Source organism: Streptomyces sp. Edi4 (assembly GCF_040253615.1).
In the GTDB taxonomy this organism is placed as follows: Bacteria; Actinomycetota; Actinomycetes; order Streptomycetales; family Streptomycetaceae; genus Streptomyces.
This window is the reverse complement of record NZ_JBEJGY010000004.1, coordinates 4,562,631-4,588,553: the sequence shown is the minus strand read 5'-3', so window position 1 is coordinate 4,588,553 and position 25,923 is coordinate 4,562,631. Positions and strand designations below refer to the sequence as shown.

Genomic DNA, 25,923 nt, shown 5'->3' with positions numbered 1-25,923 from the left:
CGATTCCCCGGGCGCCCCGCCCCACGGTTCAAGACCGCGGACCGTGCCAGGTCAGGACCCGCGTACGCAGTGGATCCCGACGATCTTCCTCGTGGCGTCCGCGCTCTGGACCGTCGAGCCGCAGGGCCTCAGCGGCCGGGGTCTGGCCTGCACCGTCCTGATCGTGGTCAACTCCCTTGTGCTGGCGACCCGGCACGTGCCGGAAGACAGGATTCCGCCGCGCCTCACCGTGGCCTGGCTGACCTTCGGCGTCCTTGCCGCCGCCGCCCTGATCGGCGTGAGCACCGGCGGCGCGAGCTACCTCTTCGCGTACTTCATCGTCGGACACATCGGCTTCCGCCTGGAACCCCGCACCGCCCTCACCCTGGCAGGACTGTGCGCCGTGCTGTGCACCGTGGTGCTGTACTTCCGCCTCGGCACCGGCCACGACCTGCTGCCCTGGACACTCGGCTTCACCACCGGCGGCCCCGTCCTGATCGGCATGCTCAACCGCAGCCGCCACCGCGCGGTCGTGGCCGCGCTGTCGGCGGCCGAGTCCGCCGAGCGCGCCGCCCGCGCCGAGGCCCAGGCCGCCGTCCTGAGCGAACGCGGCAGGATAGCCCGCGACGTGCACGACGTCCTGGCCCACTCCCTCGCGGGCATCAACATGCAGCTGGAGCTGGCCGACGCCCTCATCGACACCGGCGATCTGGAGAAGGTCCGCGAGGCCAACCAGAAGGCGCACAGCATGGTCAAGGAGAGCCTGAAGCAGGCCCAGTGGACCGTGCACGCGCTGCGCGAGGACTCCCTGCCGCTGGTGGAGAGCCTGACCGCGATGCTGGACTCCTCGGGCCACCGCGACGCCCTGACCGTGACCGGGACCGTACGCGACGTCCCGTCCCGGGTCACCCAGAACCTCCTGCGCATCGCCCAGGAGGCCCTGACCAACGCGGCCCGGCACGCCCCAGGCGGCCCGGTCCAGGTGGAGCTGACGTACGCCGATACGTCCATGACCCTTGCCGTACGCAACGGACCCGCCACCCGTAGGGTGAACGCCGGTGTCGGCAGCGGAATGGGCCTGATCGGCATGCGGGAACGCGTCGCCCTCCTGAACGGAACGATCACGGCGGGCCCGGTCGTCACCGGCCCGCACGAGGGCGGTTGGCAGGTCGAGGCGGTGATCCCCGGATGAGCGACCAGGCACATGAGGGAGTGGGCGACACGGTGAGTGAACCGACGCGGAACGTAAGCAAGTTGAGGGTGGTCGTCGCCGACGACCAGGCCGCCGTACGCGAACCGCTGGCCGCCGTCCTCGGCCTGTCCGACGACATCGAGGTCGTCGCGGCCGCCGCCGACGGCACCGAGGTCCTGGCCGCGGTCGCCGCAGGCCCGGTGGACGTGGTCCTCATGGACCTGCGCATGCCGGTGATGGACGGCACGGAGGCGACGCGCCGGCTGACCGAGGAGCACCCGGAGGTGGCCGTGGTCGTCCTGACCACCTTCGCCGACGACGACTCGATCCTGGCCGCGTTGAGCGCGGGCGCGCGCGGTTACCTGACCAAGAACGCGGGCCGCCAGGACATCGCCCGGGCGATCCGTGCGGCGGCGGCCGGCCAGTCGGTCCTGGACCGCGAAGTCCAGGCCCGCCTCCTTGCCACCGCACGCGTGGGCCCCGCTGCCACCCCGGCCCCGTCCCAGTCGCTGCCCGGCGACATCACCCCGCGCGAACGCGAAGTACTGGCCCTGATCGGCCAGGGCCTGCCGAACCGGGCGATCGCCCAGCAGCTCTTCATCAGCGAGGCGACGGTGAAGACGCACATCAACAACCTGTTCGCCAAGGCCGACATCCGCGACCGCGCGGACGCGGTACGCCGCGCGATCGCGGCAGGCCTGGCCTGACGAACCCGGGTCAGCCCCGCGCCCCTTGCTTGGCGTACGCCACGAACTCGCCCCAGGCGGCGGGGTTCAGTGCGAGCTGGGGCCCGGCCTTGTCCTTGGAGTCCCGGATGTGGATGGCACGCGGGCAGGCGGCGACCTCGACGCAGCTGTCGCCCTGGGCGCTGCTGTAGCTGGACTTGCCCCAGCATTCGGCAACTTCGACGCAGTCGCCGCTGGAGTCGCCGCTGTAGCTGGCCTTCCGCCAGGAGTGGGCGACCTCTACGCAGCTGTCGCCGTCGCCGCTGCTGTACGTCGACTTGTGCCAGTCGAGGGCGACTTCGACGCAGTCGTCCCCCGAGCCGCTGCTGTAGCTGCTCTTGAACCAGCCCAGTTCGGTTCTGCTCATGGCGCTCCTCGCAGTAGCTCCAGTCGCCCCACCGATTGCTCGGGCGTGAGGGCTTGTGACCGCAGTTTCGCATACCGCATATGGAGGGTGCTGATCAGTTTGGCATCGGAAACGAACAGGCCGCTTTCTTGCCCTTCGCAGTAGCCGAACCATCGATTGGACGGAGCCTCCGCAAGTCGTATCGGCCCAGCGAGGCCAGCGTGAACTCCCCTGTCCATCGGCAGGATTTGAAGCTCCACGTTCCTCGGGGACACGCTCTCCAACACGTAATCGATCAGCTCGCGCGTCACGTCCGGGCCACCGGTACGCCGAGCGAAGACGTACTCGTCGATGATGAAGCTGTACGCGGTGTTGGGACGTCCGGCGAGCAACCGCTGCCGCTCCATCCTGGCCTTCAACTTGGCCTCGATCTGCTCGTCAGCGAGGGGTGGCAACTGCTCCCGGAACAGAATCCGGGCGTACGCTTCCGTCTGGAGCAGCCCCGGGACCAGCCGAGACTCGTACGTGTACAGACTGATGGCGGACTTCTCCAGGCGGGCCCACTTGCGGAACCACGTAGCCAGCCCGTCCTGCCGGTTGAGGTACTGAGCAGAATTACGCAGCGCCCCCGTGTTACCCAGCACAGGCTCCGCCCGCTCGACGAAGTCGGGGTCGGGCATACGGCGCCCCAACTCCACCGACGCAACCGTGTGTTTGGAGTAACCGACCAGGACGGCGAACTGGGCGCGGCTGAGGCCGGCGTGTTCGCGCAGGGCCTGGACGACCGCCCCGAAGGTCTTCAGACTGTCGGAGGGACCGGGCTCCCCGTCTCGCCCTTGTCCCGGGGACTTCTCGCGCGCACGTGCCATCGGCGGCCGCCTCTCGGTGAACAGTTCGCCCCGCGTTCGCAACTCACCCAGCGTTACGGATGGACGTGCGTACCGTCTACAGGACGTGCGCGTACGCTCGCGGAGCGTACACAGGGGATGGGTGGCGGAGGGGGTCGCGGGCGGGCCACGCTGGCGCCATGCACCTCGAAACAGAACCCGGCGCTGCCCAACTGCCGGTTACCGTACGTGTGTTCAGGAAGCGGTTCGCGTCGACGCGGCGGGCGGCGGGACTGGCGCAGGGCCAGTTGGACGCGTGGGGCGTGCCGCACGGGAGCGAGGCGTCGGACACGGCGGCGCTCTTGGTGGCGGAGCTGACGGCGAACGCGGTGCTGCACGCGTACGTGTCGGGCCGGGGCTTCGAGTTGGGGCTGCTGCTGCGGGAGGACGGCGTACTACGCATCGAGGTGACGGACACGAGGGCGGACAGGCCGTTGCCGGTGGTGGCACAGGTCGCCCCCGAGGACGCGGAGTCGGGCCGGGGCCTGCTCCTGATCCAGACGCTGGCAGACCACTGGGGCACGACGGAGGGCCCACCCCCGCAGAAAACGGTATGGGCACAGCTGGCCATGCTCTCCACGGCCGGATCGGATTGTCGGCCGACGCGCCCGCAGGTGGGCACGCACCCCCGCCAGTAGGCTTGGCCGACCCGCCCGGCGAGCTTCCGGAGACCGTATGTTGACCCGCCTCGAAGTCCACGGGTTCAAGAACCTCCTGGACCTGTCCATCGACTTCGGCCCCTTCACCTGCATCGCGGGGGAGAACGGCACGGGCAAGTCGAATGTCTTCGACGCCATCCAGTTCCTCTCGCTGCTCGCCGACCAGTCGATGATGGAGGCGGCGCAGGAGGTCCGTGGCGTATATGGCGAGCGGCACGGGGACCCGCGTGACCTTTTCTGGAAGGGCTTCGCCCCCGGCAGTCACCGGATGAGGTTCGCCGCTGAAATGGTGGTTCCGCTGCGCACGGAGGACGACTTCGGGCGGGCGGCGGAGGCCACCACCACCTTCCTGCGCTATGAACTGGAAGTCGGGTACCAGGAGCCGTCCGGGCTCGACCGCTTCGGCCGCCTGACCCTCCTCCACGAAACCCTCGGGCACATCACGAAGGGCAAGGCGCCGCGGCACCTCCTGTTCCCCCACAGTGCGAAGAACTTCCGCAACAACGTCATTCAGGGCCACCGCAGCGGCGCACCTTTCATTTCGACGACGACCGAGTCCGGCGAGTCCATCGTCAAGATCCACCAGGACGGTGGCAGCCGGGGACAGCCGAAGCCGGCTGCGGCGTCCAGGGCGCCCGCGACGGTCGTATCCACCATCACCAGCAGCGACGACCCGACCATCCTCGCGGCCCGCCGCGAAATGCAGTCCTGGCGGCGGCTCGCCCTGGAGCCGTCCGCCCTGCGCAGGTCCGACCGCTATGTCGACCCGCAGACGATGGGAGCCGACGGTTCCCATCTGCCCGCGACACTGTTCCGCGTCGCTCACGACACTCCCGGCGCGGACGCCGCCCAGGTGTACGCGAGGGTGGCCGGCCGCCTCTCGGACCTGACGGGGGTCCACATTCGCGATCTGGAGGTGGATCAGGACGAGGTGCGGCAACTTCTCACCGTCAATGTGCGGGAGGTGGCCGGCATGACGCTGCCCGCACGCAGCCTCTCCGAAGGGACTCTGCGCTTCCTGGCCCTGTGCGTCCTGCTGGAAGATCCTTCCGTGCGCGGCCTGATCTGCATGGAAGAACCCGAGAACGGCATTCATCCCGCGAACCTGAACGCCATGGTGGCTCTGGTCCAGGACTTGGCCGTCGACCCGTCGGACGAGCCCGGGACCGACAACCCCTCCCGGCAGGTACTGATCAACACCCACTCGCCCGGTGTGGTGCAGCTCGTCTCACCCGATGATCTCTTGTTCGCAGACACGGCCGTCTACAAGGCTGAGGATGGCTCGCTGAACCGGACGTTGCGGCTGCGTCCCCTCGCCGGTACCTGGCGGGCGGCACCCGCCGAGGGCGCGTTCGTGACCAAAGCCGACATTCTTCCGTATCTCACAACGCCGGCGGGGGCGCAGCTCACCCTGGGGTGGGGGGCGGCGTGACCCTTCGCGTTCTTTTCATCGGCGAGGGCAGCAGCGACAACGGTCTCGTTCCTCATGTCGAGTCCCTTGCGGTCCGCAAGGGACTGCGCGTCTCCGTCACCGTCCCCGATTTCGGCCTGCTTGCGTTGCCCACCGGCCACTCGGTTCCGGAAAAGCTCCTCGCGGCCCGTCGGCTCGGTGGCGATTACGACTTGGCCGTAGTGCAACGGGACGCCGGCCGGGGTCCCGCCCAGGATCGCCGGGACGAGATCCGGGCGGCGGTCAGCACCGAGTGGCCCGGGCTCCGCCACGTCGCGGTGGTGCCTGTTCGCATGCTCGAAGCCTGGTTGTTGCTCGACGAGGTTTGTCTGCGCCAGGTCGCCGAGAATCCTCGCGGCCGTGTCAGTCTCGATCTCCCCAGGGGCGTCGCGGCTGAGAAGACAGCCGACCCCAACAGCTGCTGAAGGATTCGCTCGCGCGGGCAAGCGAATACAAGGGGCGCCGCCTCGCCCAGTTCCAGAAGCGCTTCTCCCCGCACCGGCTGCGCCTGCTCGAACTCCTGGACCCGGAGGGCCCGGTGGCCTGCCTCCCCTCCTGGCAAGCCTTCGTGAACGATCTCGACACGGCGTTCAACGCGCTCGGTGGTCGCTGACCGGGGGTTCCTCCGGCCGCGGATCGTGCGTGGCCGCTCGCGCAGTTCCCCGCGCCCCCGGCGGGTCTTGTGCCGGCCCGCACGGGCATAGTCAGCCCGTCATGAGGGTCCCCCCCCCCGGCCCTTGAGGCCTTGGGGAAGATTGCGGACGAGGCCGTCCAGGCCCGAACGGGGTCTGGGGCGGAGCCCCAGGGCCTTTCGCCCCCGGAGGGTTTAGGGAAGGGGCGGGGAGGGGCCGGACCCCGAGGTCCGGGGCAGAGCCCCAGCGCGCCGCACCCCGGCCCGCCCGCCACACCCGGCTCAGCGCTCCACCGCACCCCGGCCCGGGCCGACAAGCACGCCCCGCCCCCCCACCCGCTACGCGTCCAGCGCGTTGCGCCACTCGGCGACGGCCGCCGAGGAGACCGGGGCGGACCAGCCGCCCGGGCGCGCCGCGCCGCCGATGTGCACCGCGTCGATCCCGGCCCCCAGCAACGCCGGCAGGTGTTCCAGCGCAAGCCCGCCGCCCACCAGCAGCCTCGGCTCATACCCGGGCTCGTCCCGCCGCCCCGCCTCGGCCACGAGGACACCGAGCCCGTCCTCGACCCCCGACGACGACCCCGCCGTGAGGTACGTGTCGAGTCCGGGCACCCCGGCCAGCTCCTTGCGCAGGGCGTCCCGGGACGCCGCCCGGTCGATGGCCCGGTGGAAGGTCCAGCGGCATCCCGACAGGGCGGAGGCGAGGGCCCGTACCGCCACCAGGTCGGGACCGCCGGTCTCGTCGAGGAAGCCCAGCACGAACTCCTCCGCGCCCTCACCCCGCAGCGCCTCCGCGTCCCGTACGAGCCGGTCGACGTCCCCCGCCGCGAACCCGTCCGCCGCGCGCAGCATCACCCGCAGCGGGATGTCGACGGCCGCGCGGATGGCCGCGAAGGTCTTGAGGGGCGGGGTCAGCCCGTCCGCCGCCATGTCGGTGACCAGCTCAAGCCGGTCCGCCCCGCCGGCCTGGGCCGCGACGGCGTCCTGCGCGTCGAGCGCGATCACCTCAAGCAGTGCGCGGTTGCTCATCTGACCCCATTCCTCCGTAACCCGGGCCCGGCTCGGCCCAAATAGGTCTAGTCCATTGACCAGCCTACGCGGCGAAATGCCCACGCGCGCGGACGGTAAACACGCGCCGGCCGGGACCTTCGCACGCCACCGCCTTGGTGCCGCGCACCCCGGACGGCGGGGGATCAGCGGATCCCCCTTGCGCCACATACACCCGGGGGGTATACCTGTGGTCACCGCGAAAGATACCCCCGAGGGGTATAATCGTCAGCGGCGCCCACACGAGACCGCACGAGACGCACCCCGCCCTCCGCCCAAGGAGACCGCACCCCATGACCCCCACCGGCACCAGCAGGAGCGCCAGCACCGGCGCCCAGACCGGCAGCAGCTCCGCCGTAGAACTCGTCATCGGCGGCATGACCTGCGCCTCGTGCGCGGCCAGGGTCGAGAAGAAGCTGAACCGCATGGACGGCGTTGAGGCCACGGTCAACTACGCCACCGAGAAGGCCAAGGTCACCTTCGCCCCGGCCGTCTCGGTGGCCGAGCTGATCGCCACCGTCGAGGCCACGGGCTACACCGCCGAAGAGCCGGCTCCCGCCCGGACCGGGACGCGGACCGGGACCGAGGCCGGGACGGAACCGGAGGCATCCGGCGCCGCCCCGGACGCCGAGCCGTCCGAAGGGCCGCACCCGCTGCGCACCCTGCGCCGCCGCCTCTTGACCGCGATCGTCCTCGCCGTCCCGGTGATCGCGATGTCCATGGTCCCGGCGTTGCAGTTCGCGTACTGGCAGTGGCTCTCGCTCGCCCTGACCGTGCCGGTCGTGACGTACGCCGCCTGGCCCTTTCACCGCGCCGCCTGGACCAACGCCCGGCACGGCGCGGCCACCATGGACACCCTGATCTCGGTCGGCACCTCGGCCGCGTTCCTGTGGTCCGTGTGGGCGCTGTGCTTCGGGACCGCCGGGATGATCGGCATGACGCACCCCTTCGAGCTGACCATCGGCCGCTCGGACGGCGCGGGCAACATCTATCTGGAAGCCTCGGCGGGAGTCACCGCGTTCCTCCTGGCGGGCCGCTACTTCGAGGCCCGCTCCAAGCGGAAGGCGGGCGCGGCCCTGCGCGCGCTGCTGGAACTCGGCGCCAAGAGCGTCACCGTGCTGCGCCCGGACGGCAGCGAACACACCGTCCCCACTGCGGAGTTGGCGGTGGGCGACCGCTTCCTGGTGCGGCCCGGCGAGAAGATCGCCACCGACGGCACGGTCGTGGAGGGCACGTCCGCCGTGGACGCCTCCATGCTCACCGGCGAGTCCGTACCCGTCGAGGTCGCCCCGGGCGACACCGTCACCGGCGCCACCCTCAACGCGGGCGGCCGGCTCGTCGTCGAGGCCACCCGGATCGGCGCGGACACCCAGCTCGCCCGGATGGCCCGGCTCGTGGAGGACGCCCAGAACGGCAAGGCCTCCGCCCAGCGCCTCGCCGACCGCATCTCGGCCGTCTTCGTGCCGGCCGTCATCCTGCTCGCCCTGGCCACGCTCGGCGCCTGGCTGGCCACCGGGTCTGGCATCACCGCCGCGTTCACCGCCGCGGTGGCCGTACTGATCATCGCCTGCCCCTGCGCCCTCGGCCTCGCCACGCCGACCGCGCTCATGGTGGGTACGGGCCGTGGCGCCCAGCTCGGCATCCTGATCAAGGGTCCGGAGGTCCTGGAGACCACGCGCGAGGTCGACACGATCGTCCTGGACAAGACCGGTACGGTCACCACGGGCCGCATGACGCTGCTCGCGACGCACACGGCCACCACCACCGAGGTTGCCGAAGTCCTGCGCCTGGCGGGCGCGTTGGAGCACGCCTCCGAGCACCCCATCGCGCGCGCGGTCGCCGAGGGGGCCGCGGCCGAGGTCGGGACCCTGCCCACGCCCGAGGACTTCGCGAACGTCGCGGGGCTCGGCGTGCGGGGCGTCGTCGAGGGCCACGCGGTCCTGGTGGGGCGCGAAAAGCTGCTGGCCCAGTGGTCCATCGGCCTCACCCCCGAGCTGAAGAAGGCCAAGGAGGAGGCCGAGACTGCGGGGCGCACTGTCATCGCGGTCGCGTGGGACGGCGAGGCACGCGCGGTCCTCGAAGTGGCCGACGCGGTGAAGGAGACCAGCCCGGAGGCGATCAGGCGACTGCGCGCCCTCGGCCTGACCCCGATCCTGCTGACCGGCGACAACCGGGCCGTCGCGGAGGCGGTCGCGGCCGAGGTCGGCATCGAGAAGGTGTACGCGGAGGTCATGCCCGAGGACAAGGTCGCCGTCATCAAGTCCCTTCAGGAGGAGGGGCGTTCGGTGGCCATGGTCGGCGACGGGGTCAACGACGCGGCCGCGCTGGCCCAGGCCGACCTGGGTCTCGCCATGGGCACGGGCACGGACGCCGCGATCGAGGCGGGGGACCTCACGCTCGTACGGGGCGACCTGCGCGCGGCGGCGGACGCGATCCGCCTCTCCCGCAAGACCCTGGGCACGATCAAGTCGAACCTGTTCTGGGCCTTCGCCTACAACGTGGCCGCGCTTCCGCTGGCCGCCTCGGGCCTCCTGAACCCGATGATCGCGGGCGCGGCGATGGCCTTCTCGTCGGTGTTCGTGGTGGCCAACTCCCTACGGTTGCGCGGCTTCAAGGCAACCTAGGCCGGCGCCCAGCGCCGACCCACGCGGGCAGCGTCAGCCCCCCGCCCGGCAACGAAGGACGAGCCGGCACTGGCCCACATGGGCAGCCAGCCTGTCCGGCAACGAAGGACGAGCCGGCGCCGCCTCACGCGGGCAGCGTCAGGCGGCCCGGCAACGGAGGACGAGCCCGGCGCCGGCCCACGCGGCCAGCGTCAGCCCCCCGCCCGCAACGGAGGACGAGCCGGCGCTGGCCCACATGGGCAGCCAGCCTGTCCGGCAACGAAGGACGTGCCGCCGCCGCCTCACGCGGGCAGCGTCAGCCCCCCGCCCGGCAACGAAGGACGAGCCGGCACTGGCCCACATGGGTAACCTCAGCCTGTCCGGCATTTGAGGACGAGCGCCCTTAAGGCGCGAACGGGGTCTGGGGCAGAGCCCCAGAAGCAGCCCCCCGAAGGGCCCCCTCCCTTGCCACCCCCGGAGGGTTTGGGGAAGGGGCGGGCAGGGGCATCCCCCGGGGCCTGGGGCGAAGCCCCAGCGACGCCCCATCCGCTTTCGGGTGCGGACCGCCCGTGGCTGGTCGCGCAGTTTCCCGCGCCCCTGAAAGGGCACCCAGCACCAACCGACCAAGCCCACCACCGCGCATCCACACCCAGCACCACGAGCCAAACCAACCACCGCGCACCCGCACCCAGCACCACGAGCCAAACCCGCCTCAGCGCATCCACACCCAGCGGCCGGCACCCGGCACCCGGCGGCCACGCCAACCCCGGCACCTCCCCGCTACCCTCAGCCGCATGCCCGACGCCCCCCTCCGCACCCGCTGGCACACCACCCTCCTGGCCGCCCGCCCCAAGGGCCCCGCCCCCGACCCCGCCCCCTACGCCGACAACCTCCTCACCCGCTGGGCGGAACCGCAGCGCCGCTACCACACCACCGCCCACCTCACCGCGGTCCTGGACCACATCGACGTACTGGAGCGGTACGCCGACGACCCCGACCTCGTACGCCTCGCCGCGTGGTTCCACGACGCCGTGTACCTGCCGGACCGTTCGGAGAACGAGGAACGTTCCGCCCGCCTCGCCGAACGCGCCCTGTCCGAGGCCGGGTTGACCCCGCAGGCGACGGCGGAGGTCGCGCGCCTGGTGCGGCTGACCGTCACCCACGCCCCCGAGGACGGCGACGCCAACGGCGCGGTCCTGTGCGACGCGGACCTCGCGATCCTGGCCGCCGCCCCACCGGCGTACGCCGCGTACGCCGCCGCCGTACGCGAGGAGTACGCGTTCGTGCCGGACGAGGCGTTCCGATCCGGCCGCGCGGCCGTACTGCGCCAACTGCTCGCCCTGCCAAGGCTGTTCCACACCCCGCACGGCGAACGCACCTGGCAGGGCCCGGCCCGGGCGAATCTGGAGGCGGAACTGGTCCTGCTCACCGCATAATCGGCGCGAGCCCACCCCTCGCCACGCGCCGACGGAAAGCAGGTACCCCGCGTGCTCACCGTGACAGTCACAGCCGAACGCGTCGTCCTCCACGAACTGACCCGCGCGTCGGCCGCGGAGCTCAGGGACGGCGGGACGGGCGGCTGGGAGTGGGCGCCGGGCGGCCCGGACGAGGGCAGCCGGTACGCCGCGGCGAAGATGGTGTCGGCGCTGGATGTCGGCCGGCACCGGACGGGCTGGGGCGCGTACGTCATAGTGCGCGCCCGGGACGGCCGGGCCATCGGCGGCATCGGCTTCCACGGCCCGCCGGAGGACGGCCGCGTCGAGATCGGGTACGACCTGGCGGAGTCGGTACGGGGCCATGGGTACGCCACCGAGTCCCTGCGCGCGCTGACCGCGTGGGCACTGGTCCAGCCGGACGTGGAGACGGTGTACGCCACGACGGACGAGGACAACGCGGCGTCGCAGCGCGTCCTGACCCGGGCGGGCTACCACCGCGTGGGCGACACCCCCCGCCCCATCGGCGGCCGCCCCGCCCAACACCTCTACGAAACAGGTTGAGCCCCCGGCCCGGGTCGGCACCAGCCCCGCCAGGGGCGCGGGGAACTGCGCGCCCAGCCACCCAGGCGCGGGGAACTGTGCGCCCAGCCACCCACGACCCGCACGTGCAAGCCGGGCCGCCGGGGCTCCGCCCCAGACCCCGGGACGCCCCTCCCCGCCCCTTCCCCAAACCCTCCGGGGGTAGAAAAAAAGCCCCCGGGGCTCCGCCCCAGACCCCGTCCGGGCCCAAAGGGCCCTCGTCCTCAATCTCCCCCAAGGCCTTAAGCGCCAGGAGGAACCCCCATTACGGGCTGACCATGCTCGCGCGACCCAGGACCGGATACGCAGGGGCGCAGGGAACTGCGCGACCAGCCGACCCCGTCCCGCAGACGCAAACGAACCAAGGGGCGCGAGGAACTGCGCGAAAAGCGACCCCGTCCCGCAGACGCAAACGGGCTCAGGGGCGCGGGGAACTGCGCGAAAAGCCGACGCCGGGCCGCCGGCACACCCGGGCCCCCCGCAACCCGGGGAATACCACCCCGCCCCACCCCGTTGGCACCGGATATGCCCGCCGAGCCCACACCCAAGCCCGCGCCCGCACCCACCCCACGCAGCACCCCGCGCAGCACCCCGCACCCCACCCCCCTGCCCCCCGCCCAAGGGGCCCGCATGCCCCTAGCCGTCTACATCCTCGGCCTCTCCGTCTTCGCACTCGGCACGAGCGAATTCATGCTCACCGGCCTGCTCCCGTCCATCGCCGACGACATGGACGTGTCCATCCCCCAGGCCGGCCTCCTCATATCCGCCTTCGCCATCGGCATGGTCGTGGGCGCCCCACTCCTCGCCGTGGCCACCCTGCGCCTGCCCCGCCGCACCACCCTGGTCGCCCTGATCACCACGTTCGGCCTGGGCCAGGTCGCCGGCGCGCTGGCCCCGAACTACGCCCTGCTCTTCGCCTCGCGCATCGTGTCCGCCCTGGCCTGCGCCGGGTTCTGGGCGGTCGGCGCCGCCGTCGCCATCGCGATGGTGCCGGCGAACGCGCGGGCCCGCGCGATGGCCGTCATGATCGGCGGCCTGTCCATCGCCAACGTCCTCGGCGTACCGCTCGGCGCCCTGCTCGGTGACGGCCTCGGCTGGCGCTCGGCGTTCTGGGCGGTGGGCGCGGCCTCCGCGATCGCCCTCGTCGGCATCCTGACCCGCATCCCGCGCATCCCGCTCCCCGCCGAGAAGCCGCAGCTCGGCCGGGAACTGCGGATCTACCGTGACCCGCAGGTGCTGTTCTCGATGGCGATCACCGCGCTCGCGGCGGGTGGCGTGTTCTGCGCGTTCAGCTACCTCAAGCCGCTGCTCACGGACGTGGCCCACGTGGACGCCGGCTGGGTCCCGGCCGTGCTGGGCCTGTTCGGCGTGGGCGCGCTCATCGGCACGACCATCGGCGGCCGGGTCGCCGACGCGCACCTCTTCGGCGTGCTGCTCAGCGGCATCACCGCCTCGACCGTGTTCCTGGTCGCGCTGGCCCTGTTCGCCTCGACCCCGGCGGTCGCGATCACCCTGTCGTTCCTGCTGGGCTGCTCGGCGTTCTTCACCGCGCCCGCGCTCAACGCCCGGATCTTCAACGTGGGCGGCGCGGCCCCGACGCTGGCCGGCGCGACGACGACGTCCTCGTTCAACCTGGGCAACACCGCGGGGCCCTGGCTCGGCGGCGTGGTGATCAGCGCAAACCTCGGGTACGCCGCAACGGCGTGGGCCGGCGCCGCGATGACCGTCACGGCCCTGGCCCTGGTCGCGGCCTCCCTGCGCCTGCACAAGTCGCACTCACGCGTGGTGGCCCGCTCATCGGATGCCCGCTCCTCGCAGGCCCGCTCATCGGACCTGACCTCGGCGGCCACCGCGTCGCCCGTGGACGTGTGAGGCCGTACGTAGGCCGTACGTGGGCCGTACGTGGGCCGTACGTGGGCCGTACGTAGGCCGTACGTGGGCCGTACGTAGGCCATACAGAGCCCCACGCCCATCCGCCCCGCACGCGTCCATCCGCCCCGCACGGCAAAGCGCCCCACACCCGTCCTCGGGTGCGGGGCGCTTCCGCGTCGTCCGGCCACCAGGGCCGGGGTCGGCGATCAGGCGGGGGTGACGTTCTCCGCCTGCGGGCCCTTCGGGCCCTGGGTCACGTCGAAGTTGACCTGCTGGTTCTCCTGGAGCTCACGGAAGCCGGTGGAGTTGATCGCGGAGTAGTGGACGAAGACGTCCGGGCCACCGCCGTCCTGCGCGATGAAACCGAAGCCCTTTTCGGCGTTGAACCACTTCACGGTGCCGGTTGCCATGTGTTTCCCCTGTCGAGGATCGCGGGGTACTGGCTTGTCAGTACCCCTGGGTGAGGTGATCGCCCTGGTCCTCGGACATTGCTGCACAGCAAACGCCCACGGCGTAAACCGCGGGCGTTGAGACTTCGGAACCACGACTACTGGCAAGGAAGTTAGCCGATCCGCGATCGTCTGGCTACGGGCCGCAGCCGAACCGGGGACAAGTTCCGGCCAAGCAGGTGTTTCCGGGGCTCCTTCCGGGGGCGTCACCGGCGCGTTCCCTGGGCCACCGGCGCGTTCCCCGGGCCACCAGAACGGTGTCAGGCAGGCCGCCCCTTGGGCCGCCGCAGCCCCGCCCCCGTCAGACGGCGTACGAGCTCCTTCGAACCGACCTCCACCGCCCCCGCCCGCACCGCGTCCTCGTACCGATGGGACGGCACGTCGTAGTGATCGCGTTCGAAGGCGCGCGGCGGGCAGCCGATGGACGCGGCGAAGGCGTGCAGCTCCTCGTACGAGGCGTCGCTGACCAGATGCGACCACATGCGGCCGTGTCCGGGCCAGGTCGGCGGGTCGATGTACAGCGTCATCCGCCGAGCCCGCCCGAGGCCCCCCGGCCGAGCGCCCCGACCGGCGCGACCACGACGCCCGCCTTGCCGCAGACCCAGTGCGGATCGGGCCCGAGCTCCGGCTCCACGTCGAGTGCGTGCGGATCGCCCACGTCGCACACCGGGCACAGCGGCCAGCGACCGTACCGCTCAAGGAGCGCGTCCTGGACGTCCTGGGCGACGAGCCCGGCGACGTACTCCGTGCCCTCGGGCCACTGCTCGACCCACCAGCGCCGGTGGGTCACCGCGTCCTCGACCAGGGAGACGACGTCCGCGTGCGCCACGTCGCGCGCCGCCAGATCGGCGAGGACCAGGGCGCGTGCGGCATGCAGGGCTTGCTCGAGGGGTTGTACGTCGTCCATGCCCTCCATTGTCCCCCGAGCCGCCCCACGCGGTAGCGGACCGGGCCGGCCCCCGCTCGCGGCCCCGATCACAGCCCCCGCAGCCCCCGATCGCGCCCCCCGTCGCGGCCCCCGCTCACAGCCCCCGGAGGGGTTGACCGGAGAACACTCCGAAAATATCTTTCAAGCGTGACCCGAGACGTGAAGGAAAGTTTCAGCGAGGGCTCACCCCCCGCGCCGGCGGCCCTCGCCGCCAAGGTGCGCACACTCGCGCCGTCCATGACCCGCTCCATGCAGCGGGTCGCGGAGGCCGTCGCCGGCGACCCGGCCGGCTGCGCGGCCCTCACCGTCACGGGCCTGGCCGCCCTCACCGGCACCAGCGAGGCCACCGTCGTCCGCACCGCCCGCATCCTGGGCTACCCCGGCTACCGCGACCTGCGCCTGGCGCTGGCCGGCCTCGCCGCCCAGCAGCAGTCGGGCCGGGCCCCCTCGGTGACCGCCGACATAGCGGTGGACGACCCGATCGCGGACGTCGTCGCGAAACTGGCCTACGACGAGCAGCAGACCCTGGCCGACACGGCGGCCGCCCTCGACACCACCCAACTGGGCGCCGCAGTCGGCGCGTTGGCGGCCGCGCGGCGCATCGACGTGTACGGCGTGGGAGCGTCCTGCCTGGTGGGCCAGGACCTGGCGCAGAAGCTGCTGCGGATCGGGCTCATCGCCCACGCCCACACCGACCCGCACCTGGCCGTCACCAACGCGGTGCAGCTGCGCTCGGGCGACGCGGCGGTGGCGATCACCCACTCCGGCTCGACGGGCGACGTCATCGAGCCGCTGCGGGTGGCCTTCGACCACGGCGCGACCACGATCGCGATCACCGGCCGCCCCGACGGCCCGGTCTCGCAGTACGCCGATCACGTCCTGACCACGTCCACGGCCCGCGAGAGCGAGCTGCGCCCGGCCGCGATGTCGTCCCGTACGAGCCAACTCCTGGTCGTGGACTGCCTGTTCATCGGCGTTGCCCAGCGCACGTACGAGACGGCGGCCCCCGCGCTCGCAGCCTCGTACGAGGCCCTGGCCCACCGCCACACCCCCCGGGACCGCACACGCTGACCCCGGCCCCCCAGGCACCCGTACGGCCCCGCACACGGGCTCAGGGCCCCGCACACGAGAAAGAGCCGCAGCCACGATGACCACCCAGAACCAGGCCAAGGACCAGAGCCAGGATCACGGAAGCGGAAGCGGAAGCGGAAGCAGCCAGGACCACAGCGGTGACCGCAGCCAGGACCACGGAAGCGGGCGCAGCCAGGACCACGGCCAGACCTACTCCGATCTCAGGGCCCAGCTGGCGGGCCTCACCACGGAGGCGTTCCGGCCGGAACTCGCGGAGATCGACCGGCTGCCGACCGCCGAGATCGCCCGGATCATGAACGGGGAGGACGCCACCGTCCCCGCCGCCGTGGCCGACCGCCTCCCGGCCATCGCGGCCGCGATCGACGCGACGGCGGAGCGGATGGCGCGCGGGGGCCGCCTGATCTACGCGGGCGCGGGCACGGCCGGGCGGCTCGGCGTACTGGACGCGAGCGAGTGCCCGCCGACGTTCAACACCGACCCGTCGCAGGTGGTGGGGCTGATCGCGGGCGGTCCATCGGCGATGGTGAAGGCGGTCGAAGGGGCGGAGGACTCACGGCAGTTGGCGGCGGAGGACCTGGCGGCGCTCCACCTCACCGGCGCGGACACGGTGGTCGGCATCTCGGCCTCGGGCCGCACGCCGTACGCGATCGGCGCGGTGGAGCACGCCAGGCGCGGGGGGGCCCTGACGATCGGCCTGTCGTGCAACGCGGACAGCGAGCTGGCGGGGGCGGCCGAGCACGGCATCGAGGTCGTGGTGGGCCCGGAACTCCTCACCGGCTCCACCCGCCTGAAGTCGGGCACGGCCCAGAAGCTGGTCCTCAACATGATCTCGACGATCACGATGATCCGCCTGGGCAAGACGTACGGAAACCTGATGGTCGACGTACGCGCCTCCAACGAGAAACTCCGCGCCCGCTCCCGCCACATCGTGTCCCTGGCGACGGGCGCGAGCGACCCGGAGATCGAGGCGGCCCTGGCGGCGACGGACGGCGAGGTGAAGAACGCGATCCTGGTCATCCTGGGCGGAGTGGAGGCGGCGACGGCCGCCAAACTCCTCGCGGAATCAGGCGGCCACCTCCGCGCGGCGCTAGCCGCGAACAACTGACACGGGTTCGCCGAGCCCTGGCCCACCTCCCAACGTCCAGCTCCCAGCGTCCAGAGCCCGGTGGCCTGCCCCCGCACCCACCGCGCGAACGCCCGCCCGGACGACACCGTCCAGACCCCGTCCAGAACTCAACCCCGAGCGCCCCCACCCCTCCCAGTCCTCCCACTCTTGCGCCCCCCGGCCCATACCCGGGCCGGGGCCCCTCTGCCTGACGTCGTACGGGGCGGCGAGGGGCCATATGGCGGCCTGACTTCGACGAAGAACCTACGAAGGCGGCAACCCCCCTCCCCCGTCCGTACGTCCACGACAACTTCCGGTCTGCCCCCACCCCGCCACCCGGCGCGCCCGCGACCCGACCCAGCCGGGGCCGGCGGAGTGGGAGCCCATTGCTGTGGCCCGGGCCAAGACGCCACCAGCTAGGTCTTTACCGACCGGAGTCGAGCGGCGCCTGGAACTCCTCCACCACACCCCGCAACCGCCACGGCGGATCCTTGAGGAACATGGCGCACATCTCGGCGACCGGCACCACCGCCGGGAGGTAGTCGTCGTCCTCGTACAGGTCCTCGTGGTGCGGGTCCTCCATCGGGTCCCCCGGTACGCCGACGAAAGGACCTTCCCACGCCGTGAAGTCCGCAGCCGGGTTCACCTTCCACACCGCCCCCGCCGCCCGCACGCACACCTCACCGAGGTACCACGCGGGCGCGGTCACCCGGGGCGTGTGCCGCACCGCCCGCACCTCTTCCCACTCCGCGCCGGCGAAGTCCCCCCGCACCGCCGCCTCAAGCGCGTCGATCGAGGCCACCGAGAAGTCCCACTTGCCCGGGTGCGACGCCGCCCACGCCCCGAACGCCGCTTCCTGCTCCGCCAGCCACGCGCTCAGTCGAGGATGCTCCGTCCACGACGGAAGACGCCGCTCATGGCTCACCTCACGCCTGTCGCCCATGCCGCCGAGCGTACGAGACTCGGCCCGTCAGACGTGCTGGTGACCGGCACAGCCACACGCGCAGGTGCCACCACCCGACGCGTCCGCCTCCGGCCCGTACGTCTTCGCGAGTACCGCGACGAGCCGCAGCGCCATGTCCAGGTTGCAGCGCCCGAGGTCCACCAGCGGATAGAGCACATGCCCCGCACACGTCAGCGGGTCGATCCGCAACGACGGCAGCACCACGCCGACCCGCGCCAGCCCCTCCCGCAACTGCTCGACGGCATCCTCCGTCGCCCGCACCCTCTCCTCAGCCGTCAGTGCCATGTCCTCGCGTCCTTCCCTGCGTTACGTACCGACTGTGCCGTTCCCCTCACCCAGAGTGTCCGCCCGGAGCTACCCTGACTACCGTCGGCGATCCAACAACCCCGCGTGTCCCAGAGGGAGTTGCGCATGCCCGCACCGAAGGACCTCGACCCCTCCGCCTCCCCCCGCGCCCTCCTCGGCGCCGAGCTCCGCCACGCCCGCGAAAAGGCGGGCCTCAGCCAGGAGGCCCTGGGCGCCCCCCTCTTCGTCTCCTCGTCCTTCATCGGCCAACTCGAAGCGGGCATCCGCCGCATGCACCTGGAGTACGCCCGCCAGTTCGACAAGATCCTCGGCACGGACGGCTTCTTCACGCGCAACTGCGTCGCGGCGGCGGAGTCCAAGTACCCGGACCACTTCGCCGAGGCGGCGGAGGCGGAGGCGATCGCGACGACGATCCGGGAGTACGCGCCGCTACTCATCCCGGGCCTGTTGCAGACGGAGGCGTACGCACGCGCCGTGTGCCGCGCGTACCAGCCAACGGCCCCCGACTCCGCTATCGAGGACGTGGTGACCGGCCGTCTTGAGCGTGCGCGACTCCTCGGCAGTCCAACAACTCCTCTTGTCTGGGCAGTGCTTGACGAGGCCGTACTGCGTCGAGAGGCAGGAGGCCGGGCGGTGATGGCAGAGGCCCTTGCACATGTCGCGTCGCTCGGCTTTCGACACCGGATCATCGTGCAAGTGTTGCCGTTTGCGGCCGGAGCCCACGCGGCGCTGGACGGAGGCCTCAAGCTCATGGCTTTCGCCGATGCGCCGCCGCTCGCGTACGTCGATGGCCTTGGAACTGGCTGGTTGCTGGACGATGCCGCCACGGTCGCGCGCCATGAACTGACATACGATTTGATCCGGGCCAGCGCACTCTCACCCCAACAATCCCTGGCCTTGATCGAATCAGTGGCGGAGGATTACGCCCATGAGGATCAGCCCTAAGTACGACTTGAGCAAGGCCAGTTGGCATAAGTCCAGCTACAGCGGCGGGGACGGCGGCAACTGCCTCGAAATCGCCCGCTGGCAGAAGTCGAGCTACAGCGGCGGGGAGGGCGGCGACTGCCTGGAGGTCGCGCGCTGGCGCACGTCCACCCACAGCGACGGCAGCGGCGGCAACTGCCTGGAGGTGGCGGACGACTTCCCCGGCATCGTCCCCGTCCGGGACTCGAAGTCCGCCCCGCACGGCCCGGCGCTCGTGTTCCGAGCGGCGGCGTGGTCGGCGTTCGTCGCCGGGGTGAAGGAGTCCAACAAAACGAGCTGACGCACCCATTCGGGCGCTACGAGCCGGCCGGCGTTGTTGACGGGGCCGGCTCGTGGCGTACGCGGCGAAGCTCACGCGTCGAGCTTCGAGCGGTGCTTGAAATCGAATGGGAGTGGGTCTCAACCCACCCGCCCACCCCGCCAGTTGGGCGGAAACGAACCCGCCGGACACTTTCCGCGTTCGGCTTGCCACAGAGGGTGACTAGCCTTTAGCGTCCAGACAGCAACAGGACCCAGGACACCAATCAGCCCCCGCCAGGTGCACCAACACCTGCGGGGGCCTGACCACCAAGATCAACCACACGTTAAGGAAACACTGATCCGATGGCTGACAGCCACTTTAGTGCCGCACCCGCCGCAGCGCACCCCGACCACCACCCGATGGCCAATCCGGGCTACGGAAAGCGTTCGACGCCGGACCAACCGCCGCCCACCGCGTACGACTTCGCGCCCCGAGAGGCGGCGGTGGCGGGCTACCTGGACCGGCTCCCGGACGGCGCGGACATCTCCGTGAAAACGCTGGCGAAGGTGCTGCCGTACGGGCAGTGCGCGTTACGTACCGCACTCCAACGCCTCGTAAGTGCCGGCCACTTGAGACGCGGACGCGAGCATCTGCGCGGCTCGGACAGCGCGCGGTGGGTGACCAGGACGTGGTTCTCGCGAACGCCGCGGGAAGACGCGTGGTGGGCGGAATTCACCCGTGGGGGCGTCAACGAGGCGACTCCGGCACCGCCACGGCCACCCGGGCCGGCCGCGTCGGCGCCGCAACAGCCTACGCGCAGCAGGGCGTTCATACTCCTGGCCGCGCTGGGACGTACCGCGCCGGCGCTGTCCCTGTCGGCGCGGGACTGCACGGAACTGGAACCGTTGGCGGCGGCGTGGTTCGAGCGCGGCGCGACGGAGCAGGACATCCTGCGCGCCCTGACCTCGGGCCTGCCGGTCCCGGTCCACAGCCCGGCCGGCCTCACCCGTACTCGCCTCCTCGCCAAACTCCCCCCGGACCAGCCCCCGCCCCCGACGCGCCCAGCCCTACGCATCCTGGAATGCGCGAAGTGCGGCGCCCCGGGCCTCCCAGAAGCCCTCCCAGGCGGCACCTGCGCCCCCTGCCAGGGCAAACCCCGACCCCACCCCCCAACCCTCCCCCCGGGAGAAGTCCGCTCCCACGCGGCCAGGGCCCGAGCCGCAGCAACCGCCCCCCGCCCCAGCCCCCGCCCCACGAAGACCCCCGCATGACCGCGCGTCCCACCCCGGCCTACTTGGTGCAGCCGTATTTCCTTGCCTCACGCGGCACCAGGTCTTCAACGAACACCTGAATCTTTCTGAGATTGTCAGGGGCGTGCTCCACAGGGCTTCCCGTGGCATCGACAGAGACGCTTAGATAAGAATTCGGGACATCGCAAGACGCGTAGACAAGGGCACCATTGGTACCTACGTAGGTTTCACCGGGGAACGTCGCCGTTATTTTACCGGCATTTTTGACGTTGACCCTCAGAACGGTCAGGTCGACCGGCTCCGGAACTCGGTCCTTGAAGTACTGCACGTTGGCAGACAGCACGTGCTTCTTGTCGACACTGATACTGCACGACATGCCAGCGGTCGCCTGAAAGGCGGCGCTCCAGTTCTTCAGTGATCCATCGTTCGGCAAGAACGGTTTCAGGCTTTCGCCCTTCACCGGAACGCCACAGAACTCCGTGGGTACGACGACGCCTTTAGTAGCACATCCGCCGACGCACAACGCAAGGGCCAAGATAGGAACGGTAACTGCCATCCGCGTCCGCATCCCCACCACCATGCCCATCATTGCGCCCCGGCCAGACCGCGGGCACTGACGTTTCCGTCATTGGCCCATCCGGCGATCTGCTTGTATATGCCGTCACCCTCGCGTGCGGAGTACCCCGGATGAGAATCAGCCCAGCTCGCATTGGCCGCATACCACTGATCAGCGAGCGCATTGAGCTCGCCCCGCCGGTGATCATAGGTCGCCTGGCTGTCGCCAGTAAGTTTTTCCGCCTGCCGGTGCTGCTCATCCATGATCCAGGCCGTCGTCACGGCATCGACTCCTCGCTGTGCCGCGTCCCCTATGCCGGGGATGAGCGTGACGGGTGCGCCCAATGTGTGGTAGCTCCACGTCTTGTCCCATGTGAAGTCATGCTGATCGCCCTTCAAAGCCAGATACCGGGCCTGCTCCATGAAGCCGACTGCGTATCCGGCAGAGCTCAAGGTATCCTCCGGATTGCGACTCACGTCGTAAAAGCCAGCAACCATGGAATGGTGCATGCCCTCGGTGAGCATCCCGTAGGAGTGCTCACTTCTTGAGACCTGCTTGGTCACTTCCAGTACCTGATGCTGGTCCAAGCCTGCATAGTGCTGGTTGACCCGGCCCATCGCCCCATACACCTCATGCCCGTGATTGCTCATGGCCGTGGCCATGCTGTCGCGCAACGCGGCCGGCATGTCATCGCCCTGCTGCGCCAGAACGTCAAGCGCACGATTGAACACACGGTCATTGGCCTCCGAGTGCGACGTCGGACTGAGGTGCGGCCCCCGAGAGGGATCCGTACCCGTCGCCGCCGCGGTCAGCGCCGCGCTCAATCCGTTCCGGTCGTCGCCGTCGAGAACTCTCCCCGCGTCGTACTCGACATTCCCACCCGGACCGCCCCAGCGCGTGGTGTTGGCAACGTTCCAGTCGCGGCTGCCGTCACCGTGACCCAACAAGTAATCGAAGCGCTCTTTGCCGGCCGGCGTGCCGGGGTCAAGGTAATGGGCAGCCCCGGTCGGGTTCCGGGACATCACACCGAGCGTGGCATCAACAGGATCGTTGGCGAACCAGCCCCCACCGCTCTTTCTGTCGAACTTCCCGTACAGATTCCAAATATGCGCACCCTTCTTCTCCGCCGATATCATGTCATCGGTCATGTCCGATACGAACTGCGGCGAGAATCCCCCGTGGCCCTGCTGCATCAATGTGGCCAGGGTCTGATAACCCCGCACCTGCTGATCGTGCCCCTTGGCGCCTGTGGCGGTCTGGTCCGTGGCCACTTCCAAGTCGTACTTTTTGACGCCGAGTTCCCGTAACGCATTCCGCCAACGGGTGTAGAAGTCCGGACTTGTCTGCCGCTTGCCGTCCTCGGCGAGCATTCAGTCGTATTCAGGCGTCCCGAAGGGGATCTGCCGGTCCTGACTGTCCACGAAGTACTCGGGAACCTTCATGGCCGATGACAAGGAGTCGGAAAGACCACCCGCGATCTTCAGGAAGGCGTCCTTGTTCTTGGTGTCGTCGAAGTACGCCAAGTCGTCGATCTTGTTGGACAGTTTCAACAACTTGTCCGGGCCGAGCGAGTCGAGCAGGGTCTGGCTGAAGACCTGGTCGCTGGAGTTGTCCCGCATGAGGCGCTGCCACTCGTCCAGGTCTTCCGGCTTCTGGCCCGCCAGCAGTTGGTCCGCATAGCGCTTGGCTTCTTGCGCCTCGTAAAGTTCGATGTCGCCCAGCGCGTCGCCGTTGAAGGGGCGGCCAAGACCCAGCACCTCATCCGGAATGCGCTGGAAAATGTCCTTGATACCCGCCGCTTCGTGCAGGGCCAGTCTTACGCCCTGATCCGCGTCGTCCACGGCTCGCACCGCGTCCGCGATGCTCTTCGTCCACTCCTCGGCCGCCGCATTGCCCTTTTTCACGGTCGCGTCGCAATCCGTCCTGAACGGACTCAACTGACCGACGTCGTAGACGGCCTGCCCCTGCGCGTTGATGTGCATTCCATTGTGCTGCGCCTGCTCGACCAGATCCTTCACCTGACCTATGAGCCGCACGAACTGCCCATGTGCGTCCAGCAGAATCGAACCGATGGCTCGCGACTCGACCTGTGCGTGGGCGAACTGCTTGCGCGTCGCGGCGAATCGCAGGGAGGCGGCTCCGGCGCTGACACCGACCCAGCCTCCGTCGTCCGCGACGCCTTGCACCTGCCCCTCGTACAAACTCTGCGGCCCGGTGAACATATCGGCCATGTCGTTCCAGGCCTGGGCGACATCAACCAGCGCACCGATTTTCGCGGTGGCAACGTCCTGATATGTAAACATTGCCCCCTCCTCCCGCCCCTGCTCGCTAGACGTCCCGCGCGGGGGCGGGCTCGGTCACGATGCCCGTCAGCCGGCCCTTCACCGCGTGATCGACTTCCTGGAAATCCTGTTTGGTCTGCTCCAGCGACGTCTGTTCACTGGCGAGGCGGCCCATCAGGTTGTCGACCTGCAATTCCCACTCACTTTGAACGTCCCCCAGAGCAGGACCGAACGCCCAGGCCGAAAAAGCCCGCGCCATCGCAGCGGAGGACTCAGCGGTGTGGTGGCCTGCCTTGGCCGTGTCGGGGCGTATCTGCTCATGCAGTGCCTTTGCCGCTGCGGCTTTCCCCGACCCGTTGGTCTTCAAGTCCACCGCACCGCGGGACGCGCCGCCCGCCGCGCCGCTGGGCACGCCGTCGAGACTCATACCGGCTTCGCGGCGCAGCAGTGCGTCGGACTTCAGCTGCTCCCATCGTCCCACGCCACCTCAGTACCTCCCCGTACGGTCTGGATGCTGCTGCTCCGGCCACCCCGGACCGGGCCCCCAACTACCGGGCGGGGCCGAGGCGATGACGGCCCGCTGCCGATTACGCCTACGCCAGGCCCAGACCCCGGCAAGGCCACCCACGACTCCCACCCCCGCCGCGATGCCGAGAGGAAGGAGCAAACTTGGCCGATTCCCGGCAGCCTTCTCCGCTCGGGGCGCGGCGTCCTTGGCCGGGGCGGGCGAGGGCGGCGCGGCCGACGCGGCCGACGCCGGAGGATCCGGCAACGGGTAGACATCCGCCGGACCCGGATCACCCGGATTCACCAGGGCCACGCGGGGGCGGACGATCCCGTACCCAATCGAATCGTTCCGCTTGGCCCCATCCGTGGGACCACCGATCGTGTTCAGCATGACCCGAAGAACCTGGTTGTTCGTCCACTCCGGATGCTTGGACCAGATCAGCGCGGCGGAGGCGGACGCTAGGGCGGTGGCGTCGCTGGTGCCGTGGGATCTGCACAGGCCAGTCTCGCTCTTGCAGGGGTGCACCATGTCGTCACCGGGCGCGGAAAGGTCTACCTGGCGGCCGTATTCTGATTCGTCGGTCTTGTGCAGGTTCCTTCCTACAGCCCCTACACCGATCACTCCAGGTGTCGCAGCGGGATACTCGACCGCGTTGTCCACATTGCCACTGTTCCCTACTGCCGCAAAGATCAGGGAGCCCTTGTCCGAGGCGTACTTCACTGCCTCGGTCAATTGGGGCGAGCCTTCGTCCACACCCATGGAGATATTGATGACTCTTGCGTGCTGGTCGGCTGCGTAGTGAATCGCCTGGGGAGCGACCGTGTTGAACTGCTTGTTACCTTCAGCCTGGTTGGCAGTGTCAGTTGCTTTAGGCATGCGGACAGGGAGGATCTTCACACCTGGGGCGAGGCCGAATGCGCCGTCGCCGCCCCCGCTGGTCCCCGTTCCAGCGATGAGACCCGCAATGCCGGTGCCGTGGCCCAGATAGTCGGTGTGTTCATCCCCCGGCTGGCCCTGTGCGAAGTCCTTACCTCGTAGGACTTGCCCTGTCAGGTCGGGGTTGCTCGGGTCGACGCCTGTGTCGATCACTGCGATGGTGATGCCTTTGCCCGTGCTGGTCCGCCACATTTCGTCGGCCTTCATGGCGTCCAGGAACCACTGCTTCTCGCGCGTCGACTCCGCTCGGGCTGGCGCACCCGCAACCCCCACCAACAACAGGCCGCACAAAGCCGGTACCGCAGCGGACCTGCATCGGCGTCGAACACTGCTTCCGGGCATGAACTTTCCTCGCGCCTTTCGTGCGCTCATCAGTCGATGACCGGTGGCACAACGCGCGGGTCACCCTGCAACCACGTCTCATCGTCCTCGACGAGATAGCCGGGGACTCCCCCACCCGACTCGCGCTGGGGGCGCCCCTTTTTAGAGTTTCGGGGCGTCTGCGCACCATGGGCTGCGCCGCCCGGGTTTCCAGCCACCTGCCGTCCGCCCGAGATTCCTCCTCGTTCAGCACTTGCAGCGCTCGACACAGATCGGGCACCTGCGGATGGTCCCGCCTTCTGTGCGTTTCCACCACTCACGCCGCCGCGCGTAGGCAGCCCACCACGGCCGGGCATCGCTCCCGGCCGGCCCACCGTCTGTCCCGGCGAGCCCACCCCTGTGAACGGCCTGGACGCACCACGGCCTTCTGGCTCTCCCGTCCCAACGACGGTCCCCTTGAGAATGCCGCTATTGGAGCGACCCTGCGGAGCTGGGACGGGGCGGCCGCCCGTGATCCCGGGGCTCCCTTCAGGCATACGCACGGAACCCACCGTGCCCTTCCCCGGCCCGGTCGCAGATCGCCCTCCTGCTACTG

27 protein-coding genes are annotated in these 25,923 nt (G+C 70.2%); 14 read left to right on the top strand and 13 right to left on the bottom strand.

Annotated elements, in window-relative coordinates:
• Positions 1 to 43 precede the first annotated feature (43 nt).
• A complete protein-coding gene (locus tag ABR738_RS22840) occupies positions 44 to 1,171 on the top strand; it encodes a sensor histidine kinase (RefSeq protein ID WP_350231837.1) in 1,128 nt (375 codons plus the stop codon).
• Between the two features lie 32 nt (positions 1,172 to 1,203).
• The gene (locus ABR738_RS22835) at positions 1,204 to 1,878 is read left to right on the top strand and encodes a response regulator transcription factor (protein WP_350231836.1); all 675 of its coding nucleotides are present in this window, start codon (positions 1,204 to 1,206) and stop codon (positions 1,876 to 1,878) included.
• A 10-nt stretch (positions 1,879 to 1,888) separates the two neighbouring features.
• Here the strand turns inward: ABR738_RS22835 and ABR738_RS22830 are convergent, their stop codons facing one another.
• Positions 1,889 to 2,263 (bottom strand): DUF397 domain-containing protein, encoded by a 375-nt coding sequence (locus ABR738_RS22830; protein ID WP_350231835.1) that lies wholly within the window; start codon positions 2,261 to 2,263, stop codon positions 1,889 to 1,891.
• Positions 2,260 to 3,111, bottom strand: a complete 852-nt coding sequence (locus ABR738_RS22825; protein ID WP_350231834.1) for a helix-turn-helix domain-containing protein — start codon at positions 3,109 to 3,111, stop codon at positions 2,260 to 2,262. The genes ABR738_RS22830 and ABR738_RS22825 overlap by 4 nt, the downstream gene beginning before the upstream one ends.
• 158 nt (positions 3,112 to 3,269) lie before the next feature.
• On the opposite strand from ABR738_RS22825, the gene ABR738_RS22820 reads away from it, so the two are divergent.
• Genes ABR738_RS22820 through ABR738_RS22810 form a run of 3 tightly spaced genes read left to right on the top strand, consistent with a single transcriptional unit; the run spans position 3,270 to position 5,663 of the window.
• Positions 3,270 to 3,767 carry an ATP-binding protein gene (locus tag ABR738_RS22820; RefSeq protein ID WP_350231833.1) on the top strand — a complete coding sequence of 166 codons (498 nt, stop codon included), beginning with the start codon at positions 3,270 to 3,272 and terminating at the stop codon, positions 3,765 to 3,767.
• A gap of 37 nt (positions 3,768 to 3,804) precedes the next feature.
• A complete protein-coding gene (locus ABR738_RS22815) occupies positions 3,805 to 5,220 on the top strand; it encodes an AAA family ATPase (protein WP_350231832.1) in 1,416 nt (471 codons plus the stop codon).
• On the top strand, positions 5,217 to 5,663 hold the full coding sequence (locus tag ABR738_RS22810; RefSeq protein WP_350231831.1) for a hypothetical protein: 447 nt from the start codon (positions 5,217 to 5,219) through the stop codon (positions 5,661 to 5,663). The genes ABR738_RS22815 and ABR738_RS22810 overlap by 4 nt, the downstream gene beginning before the upstream one ends.
• A gap of 545 nt (positions 5,664 to 6,208) precedes the next feature.
• On the opposite strand, the gene ABR738_RS22805 is transcribed toward ABR738_RS22810, so the two are convergent.
• Positions 6,209 to 6,898 (bottom strand): copper homeostasis protein CutC, encoded by a 690-nt coding sequence (locus tag ABR738_RS22805; RefSeq protein ID WP_350231830.1) that lies wholly within the window; start codon positions 6,896 to 6,898, stop codon positions 6,209 to 6,211.
• 311 nt (positions 6,899 to 7,209) lie between these two features.
• Between ABR738_RS22805 and ABR738_RS22800 the strand changes: the two genes are divergently transcribed.
• The 4 genes from ABR738_RS22800 to ABR738_RS22785 all read left to right on the top strand — a co-directional run bounded on the left by ABR738_RS22800 (position 7,210) and on the right by ABR738_RS22785 (position 13,406).
• The gene (locus ABR738_RS22800) at positions 7,210 to 9,540 is read left to right on the top strand and encodes a heavy metal translocating P-type ATPase (protein WP_350231829.1); all 2,331 of its coding nucleotides are present in this window, start codon (positions 7,210 to 7,212) and stop codon (positions 9,538 to 9,540) included.
• A gap of 773 nt (positions 9,541 to 10,313) precedes the next feature.
• Positions 10,314 to 10,955 (top strand): HD domain-containing protein, encoded by a 642-nt coding sequence (locus ABR738_RS22795; RefSeq protein WP_350231828.1) that lies wholly within the window; start codon positions 10,314 to 10,316, stop codon positions 10,953 to 10,955.
• A gap of 51 nt (positions 10,956 to 11,006) precedes the next feature.
• Positions 11,007 to 11,516: a GNAT family N-acetyltransferase gene (locus ABR738_RS22790; RefSeq protein ID WP_350231827.1), complete on the top strand. Its 510-nt coding sequence runs from the start codon at positions 11,007 to 11,009 to the stop codon at positions 11,514 to 11,516.
• A 648-nt stretch (positions 11,517 to 12,164) separates the two neighbouring features.
• Positions 12,165 to 13,406 carry a Cmx/CmrA family chloramphenicol efflux MFS transporter gene (locus ABR738_RS22785; RefSeq protein ID WP_350231826.1) on the top strand — a complete coding sequence of 414 codons (1,242 nt, stop codon included), beginning with the start codon at positions 12,165 to 12,167 and terminating at the stop codon, positions 13,404 to 13,406.
• 206 nt (positions 13,407 to 13,612) lie between these two features.
• Here ABR738_RS22785 and ABR738_RS22780 read toward each other — a convergent pair whose 3' ends face one another.
• The 3 genes from ABR738_RS22780 to ABR738_RS22770 all read right to left on the bottom strand — a co-directional run bounded on the left by ABR738_RS22780 (position 13,613) and on the right by ABR738_RS22770 (position 14,762).
• The gene (locus ABR738_RS22780; RefSeq protein WP_053724154.1) at positions 13,613 to 13,816 is read right to left on the bottom strand and encodes a cold-shock protein; all 204 of its coding nucleotides are present in this window, start codon (positions 13,814 to 13,816) and stop codon (positions 13,613 to 13,615) included.
• A 299-nt stretch (positions 13,817 to 14,115) separates the two neighbouring features.
• The gene (locus tag ABR738_RS22775; RefSeq protein WP_350231825.1) at positions 14,116 to 14,382 is read right to left on the bottom strand and encodes a DUF4031 domain-containing protein; all 267 of its coding nucleotides are present in this window, start codon (positions 14,380 to 14,382) and stop codon (positions 14,116 to 14,118) included.
• Positions 14,379 to 14,762 carry a DUF8819 family protein gene (locus ABR738_RS22770; RefSeq protein ID WP_350231824.1) on the bottom strand — a complete coding sequence of 128 codons (384 nt, stop codon included), beginning with the start codon at positions 14,760 to 14,762 and terminating at the stop codon, positions 14,379 to 14,381. Before ABR738_RS22770 ends, ABR738_RS22775 begins: the two co-directional genes overlap by 4 nt.
• Before the next feature lie 168 nt (positions 14,763 to 14,930).
• On the opposite strand from ABR738_RS22770, the gene ABR738_RS22765 reads away from it, so the two are divergent.
• Both ABR738_RS22765 and murQ read left to right on the top strand, forming a co-directional pair.
• Positions 14,931 to 15,854 (top strand): MurR/RpiR family transcriptional regulator, encoded by a 924-nt coding sequence (locus ABR738_RS22765; protein WP_350231823.1) that lies wholly within the window; start codon positions 14,931 to 14,933, stop codon positions 15,852 to 15,854.
• Positions 15,855 to 15,930: 76 nt separating this feature from the next.
• Entirely contained in the window at positions 15,931 to 16,980 is a 1,050-nt protein-coding gene (murQ, locus tag ABR738_RS22760; RefSeq protein ID WP_350231822.1) for an N-acetylmuramic acid 6-phosphate etherase, read from the top strand.
• Between the two features lie 424 nt (positions 16,981 to 17,404).
• On the opposite strand, the gene ABR738_RS22755 is transcribed toward murQ, so the two are convergent.
• Complete coding sequence (locus tag ABR738_RS22755; protein WP_350231821.1) at positions 17,405 to 17,923, bottom strand: hypothetical protein; 519 nt, start codon at positions 17,921 to 17,923, stop codon at positions 17,405 to 17,407.
• Positions 17,924 to 17,950: 27 nt separating this feature from the next.
• The gene (locus ABR738_RS22750; RefSeq protein ID WP_350231820.1) at positions 17,951 to 18,229 is read right to left on the bottom strand and encodes a hypothetical protein; all 279 of its coding nucleotides are present in this window, start codon (positions 18,227 to 18,229) and stop codon (positions 17,951 to 17,953) included.
• A 126-nt stretch (positions 18,230 to 18,355) separates the two neighbouring features.
• Between ABR738_RS22750 and ABR738_RS22745 the strand changes: the two genes are divergently transcribed.
• The 3 genes from ABR738_RS22745 (at position 18,356) to ABR738_RS22735 (ending at position 20,746) form a co-directional block, all read left to right on the top strand.
• Complete coding sequence (locus ABR738_RS22745) at positions 18,356 to 19,195, top strand: helix-turn-helix domain-containing protein (protein ID WP_350231819.1); 840 nt, start codon at positions 18,356 to 18,358, stop codon at positions 19,193 to 19,195.
• A complete protein-coding gene (locus ABR738_RS22740) occupies positions 19,179 to 19,514 on the top strand; it encodes a DUF397 domain-containing protein (RefSeq protein WP_350231818.1) in 336 nt (111 codons plus the stop codon). Before ABR738_RS22745 ends, ABR738_RS22740 begins: the two co-directional genes overlap by 17 nt.
• Positions 19,515 to 19,837: 323 nt before the next feature.
• Positions 19,838 to 20,746 (top strand): hypothetical protein, encoded by a 909-nt coding sequence (locus tag ABR738_RS22735; protein ID WP_350231817.1) that lies wholly within the window; start codon positions 19,838 to 19,840, stop codon positions 20,744 to 20,746.
• Positions 20,747 to 20,765: 19 nt separating this feature from the next.
• Here the strand turns inward: ABR738_RS22735 and ABR738_RS22730 are convergent, their stop codons facing one another.
• Genes ABR738_RS22730 through mycP form a run of 5 tightly spaced genes read right to left on the bottom strand, consistent with a single transcriptional unit; the run spans position 20,766 to position 25,214 of the window.
• The gene (locus ABR738_RS22730; RefSeq protein ID WP_350231816.1) at positions 20,766 to 21,260 is read right to left on the bottom strand and encodes a hypothetical protein; all 495 of its coding nucleotides are present in this window, start codon (positions 21,258 to 21,260) and stop codon (positions 20,766 to 20,768) included.
• Between the two features lie 50 nt (positions 21,261 to 21,310).
• On the bottom strand, positions 21,311 to 22,651 hold the full coding sequence (locus ABR738_RS22725; RefSeq protein WP_350231815.1) for a hypothetical protein: 1,341 nt from the start codon (positions 22,649 to 22,651) through the stop codon (positions 21,311 to 21,313).
• A complete protein-coding gene (locus ABR738_RS22720) occupies positions 22,652 to 23,584 on the bottom strand; it encodes a hypothetical protein (RefSeq protein WP_350231814.1) in 933 nt (310 codons plus the stop codon).
• A gap of 25 nt (positions 23,585 to 23,609) precedes the next feature.
• On the bottom strand, positions 23,610 to 24,044 hold the full coding sequence (locus ABR738_RS22715) for a hypothetical protein (RefSeq protein ID WP_350231813.1): 435 nt from the start codon (positions 24,042 to 24,044) through the stop codon (positions 23,610 to 23,612).
• A 6-nt stretch (positions 24,045 to 24,050) separates the two neighbouring features.
• The gene (gene mycP / locus ABR738_RS22710) at positions 24,051 to 25,214 is read right to left on the bottom strand and encodes a type VII secretion-associated serine protease mycosin (protein ID WP_350231812.1); all 1,164 of its coding nucleotides are present in this window, start codon (positions 25,212 to 25,214) and stop codon (positions 24,051 to 24,053) included.
• Between the last annotated feature and the right edge of the window lie 709 nt (positions 25,215 to 25,923).

Coding starts and splice junctions, on each gene's coding strand:
- ABR738_RS22830 (WP_350231835.1), bottom strand. CDS start 2,263: ATGAGCAGAACCGAACTGGGCTGGTTCAAGAGCAGCTACAGCAGCGGC.
- ABR738_RS22825 (WP_350231834.1), bottom strand. CDS start 3,111: ATGGCACGTGCGCGCGAGAAGTCCCCGGGACAAGGGCGAGACGGGGAG.
- ABR738_RS22820 (WP_350231833.1), top strand. CDS start 3,270: ATGCACCTCGAAACAGAACCCGGCGCTGCCCAACTGCCGGTTACCGTA.
- ABR738_RS22815 (WP_350231832.1), top strand. CDS start 3,805: ATGTTGACCCGCCTCGAAGTCCACGGGTTCAAGAACCTCCTGGACCTG.
- ABR738_RS22805 (WP_350231830.1), bottom strand. CDS start 6,898: ATGAGCAACCGCGCACTGCTTGAGGTGATCGCGCTCGACGCGCAGGAC.
- ABR738_RS22800 (WP_350231829.1), top strand. CDS start 7,210: ATGACCCCCACCGGCACCAGCAGGAGCGCCAGCACCGGCGCCCAGACC.
- ABR738_RS22795 (WP_350231828.1), top strand. CDS start 10,314: ATGCCCGACGCCCCCCTCCGCACCCGCTGGCACACCACCCTCCTGGCC.
- ABR738_RS22785 (WP_350231826.1), top strand. CDS start 12,165: ATGCCCCTAGCCGTCTACATCCTCGGCCTCTCCGTCTTCGCACTCGGC.
- ABR738_RS22780 (WP_053724154.1), bottom strand. CDS start 13,816: ATGGCAACCGGCACCGTGAAGTGGTTCAACGCCGAAAAGGGCTTCGGT.
- ABR738_RS22775 (WP_350231825.1), bottom strand. CDS start 14,382: ATGACGCTGTACATCGACCCGCCGACCTGGCCCGGACACGGCCGCATG.
- ABR738_RS22770 (WP_350231824.1), bottom strand. CDS start 14,762: ATGGACGACGTACAACCCCTCGAGCAAGCCCTGCATGCCGCACGCGCC.
- murQ (WP_350231822.1), top strand. CDS start 15,931: ATGACCACCCAGAACCAGGCCAAGGACCAGAGCCAGGATCACGGAAGC.
- ABR738_RS22755 (WP_350231821.1), bottom strand. CDS start 17,923: ATGGGCGACAGGCGTGAGGTGAGCCATGAGCGGCGTCTTCCGTCGTGG.
- ABR738_RS22750 (WP_350231820.1), bottom strand. CDS start 18,229: ATGGCACTGACGGCTGAGGAGAGGGTGCGGGCGACGGAGGATGCCGTC.
- ABR738_RS22745 (WP_350231819.1), top strand. CDS start 18,356: ATGCCCGCACCGAAGGACCTCGACCCCTCCGCCTCCCCCCGCGCCCTC.
- ABR738_RS22740 (WP_350231818.1), top strand. CDS start 19,179: ATGAGGATCAGCCCTAAGTACGACTTGAGCAAGGCCAGTTGGCATAAG.
- ABR738_RS22735 (WP_350231817.1), top strand. CDS start 19,838: ATGGCTGACAGCCACTTTAGTGCCGCACCCGCCGCAGCGCACCCCGAC.
- ABR738_RS22725 (WP_350231815.1), bottom strand. CDS start 22,651: ATGCTCGCCGAGGACGGCAAGCGGCAGACAAGTCCGGACTTCTACACC.
- ABR738_RS22720 (WP_350231814.1), bottom strand. CDS start 23,584: ATGTTTACATATCAGGACGTTGCCACCGCGAAAATCGGTGCGCTGGTT.
- mycP (WP_350231812.1), bottom strand. CDS start 25,214: ATGAAGGCCGACGAAATGTGGCGGACCAGCACGGGCAAAGGCATCACC.